1 protein-coding gene is annotated in these 2,541 nt (G+C 40.4%); it reads left to right on the top strand.

Annotation, left to right across the window (positions count from 1 at the left end):
- The first annotated feature begins 692 nt into the window (after positions 1–692).
- The gene (locus BLV54_RS15020) at positions 693–1,682 is read left to right on the top strand and encodes a Hint domain-containing protein (RefSeq protein ID WP_090572387.1); all 990 of its coding nucleotides are present in this window, start codon (positions 693–695) and stop codon (positions 1,680–1,682) included.
- Positions 1,683–2,541 lie beyond the last annotated feature (859 nt).

Genomic DNA, 2,541 nt, shown 5'->3' with positions numbered 1-2,541 from the left:
GGCCATCCTTCTCTCGAACGGATAATACCTTACGGCGAAATGATACTGGATAGGTCATTCACAAATTATAATCAATTTATATGTGATTGGCTATAACTATCTTAATCCTTGCAAATTCCATATCTATTGCATACCCCTCAATATCAATATTCATGCAAATTTGAGAATACCTCAGGAGCAATTAACTATTCTATAAATCTTGTAAGAATAATTCATATAGCATAGTAGGAATAATGCCTATGTAAAAGTAGGAATAATCCCTAAGTGTGAATAGGAAAATTTGTTACAATATTCACTCTTAACGAGAAATATTCTATAATTAATGTAGGAAATATTCCTACAACATAATAGGAATAATATCTATATATAGGTAGGAATAATTCCTGAGTGTCGACAGATAAATTTCTTACAATATTCGCTCTTTTTGAATAAAGAAATAAGAAAGGTTTGGATAAATGCTTGCGCAAGCAAAGTTTGGTGTTCTGGGATACTCGAAAACTCGTTTATTTATTGATACACAGTTTGCCCAAAATGAAGTTTAAGCAAAATGCGCTGTGTTCGTTTTATATCGAATTATTTCAAGACTTATGATCCATGAAATTTGATGGCTAATGCATTTTTCTCTTTATTGCTGTGACACCGCTACACACATCGAATTATCAACTATTCCATGAACGAGGGAGAACAACTGCATGGCTAATGTAACAAATTTTTCAAATATTGCTATAGATACTAATGGTGTTGCCGGAGATAATAAAATTGATGTAAGTGAAGGTAATACTTCAGGCTTTAAAATTACAGGCTCAGGTAGTTACGCAGGAAATACTGCCCCCAGCGTTAACCAAGAAATTTCAGTTACGGTTTTATGGTCTGACGGAACTAACACTTTTCCTCAAACCATTAATGCTATAGTTACGACTGTTACTGGTGGCAAAACATTTACTTGGGAAATTTCCGAAAGTAATTTCTCTACGACTTTTCCCACTCTCAAACTTGGTTCAAATGACACCGTTCGAGTTACCTTCCCTTCGAAAATTCAAGATGGAACACTTTCTGGGACCGCATCTTCTCCTATTACGACGTTTGAATACGCCTGTTTCCTCCGCGGTACGCGGGTACTAACCCGGCACGGTTACTGCCCGGTTGAGGAGCTAGCTGTTGGTGACGAAGTGCGTACGCTGAGCGGCGGTTGGCAGTCGTTGCGGTGGGTTGGCCATCAACGTATCACTACCCCTTTCGGGTTGGCAAAGGGTGCGCCTGTGCGTATCACCGCAGGGGCTTTCGGACCAGCGTTGCCAGCGCGGGATGTGTTTGTCTCTCAGGAGCACGCGATTTTTTTCCGGAATCACCTTATCCCCGCGAAAAGTTTGATCAACGGCGTTACCGTGTTTTGTGATACCACTGTCGAGGATATCGAATACTTCCATTTGCTGCTTGACCGGCACGATGTGATCTTCTCAGAAGGACTTGCCACTGAGAGTTATGTGCCTTGTGAAAATATTGACTGGTTCGATAATACATCGGAATGCCCGGAAGCATTGCTTAACGCCATCCGCGCTGGTACCGCGGAGTGCCTGAACGAATGCTACCCGCGCCAGGTCAACGGTCCCGCCGTGGAAGCGGCTCGCGCTCTGTTGGCCCGTTTTGCGCCAGCGGATGTCAAGGATTGTGCAGTAGGTTAGCTTGCCCGTTCCCAGCCCGGACTGATAGCAAGTTTTCCGTTATCGGCTGGACTGGGAGATACAGAATATACCGATTCTCAGCGATTCTCCGGAGGAGGCGTTGATACAACGGCGCTTCCAACCATCTGTTTCGATTTCCTCCATATTTTCTTCTCTGCACTGTAGAACGGGTTGCTTGAAACTCAGGTGTATGAGACGACAGTTTTTGAATGCTTATCAATCTTGTAAGCCAACTGCCAGTCCGCAATAGAGTAAAAAAACTGTTTCAAGCATTAATTCTTGATTTTCAAGTTAAATTTTTATGAAAATTTTCACCTTGATTGTTTCAAGTGGAAAATCCTGGTTCGATTCACCTCAACTCTGTGAATAAATTTGTAGCACTTACGCTACAGATATTGGTTACTGTGGTCGATATAGTGATTAATCGAAATGACATCATCATTGATATAAGAGTTGTTCCTATATTAGGACGGAAGAATTTCCTGCAACATTTATTATTTTCGATTAAAGAAATTAGGGGAGAAGGAAAGCTTGAATAAATATTTGCCCAAACAAATTACGGTGTTTAGCGCTTTGGGACATGGTTTTACCAAAATGAAGTTTAAGTAAATTCTCTGTTTTCGTTTTATAGAGTGTTTCTTATAAGTAAAAACGAATAATACAAAGAAGTAAGCTTATGACTTAGGGTATTCATGGCTAATTCTAATTTGCACTAGAAACTGCATTAATAATCCAATCCCAGCTGGTTATACTTTTGATTAAAGCCGGGGCATTTTCGAGATTACATAATGCACTAATCAAATGATTCTCGAGCGTATCGATGCTGTCAAATACGCGGTTATGAAAGTATTTTTCTCGC

Source organism: Nitrosomonas sp. Nm33, from assembly GCF_900107265.1.
Taxonomy (GTDB): Bacteria; Pseudomonadota; Gammaproteobacteria; order Burkholderiales; family Nitrosomonadaceae; genus Nitrosomonas.
The sequence above is the reverse complement of the archived record's forward strand: the minus strand, read 5'-3'. Positions and strand labels throughout refer to the sequence as shown.

Coding starts and splice junctions, on each gene's coding strand:
- BLV54_RS15020 (WP_090572387.1), top strand. CDS start 693: ATGGCTAATGTAACAAATTTTTCAAATATTGCTATAGATACTAATGGT.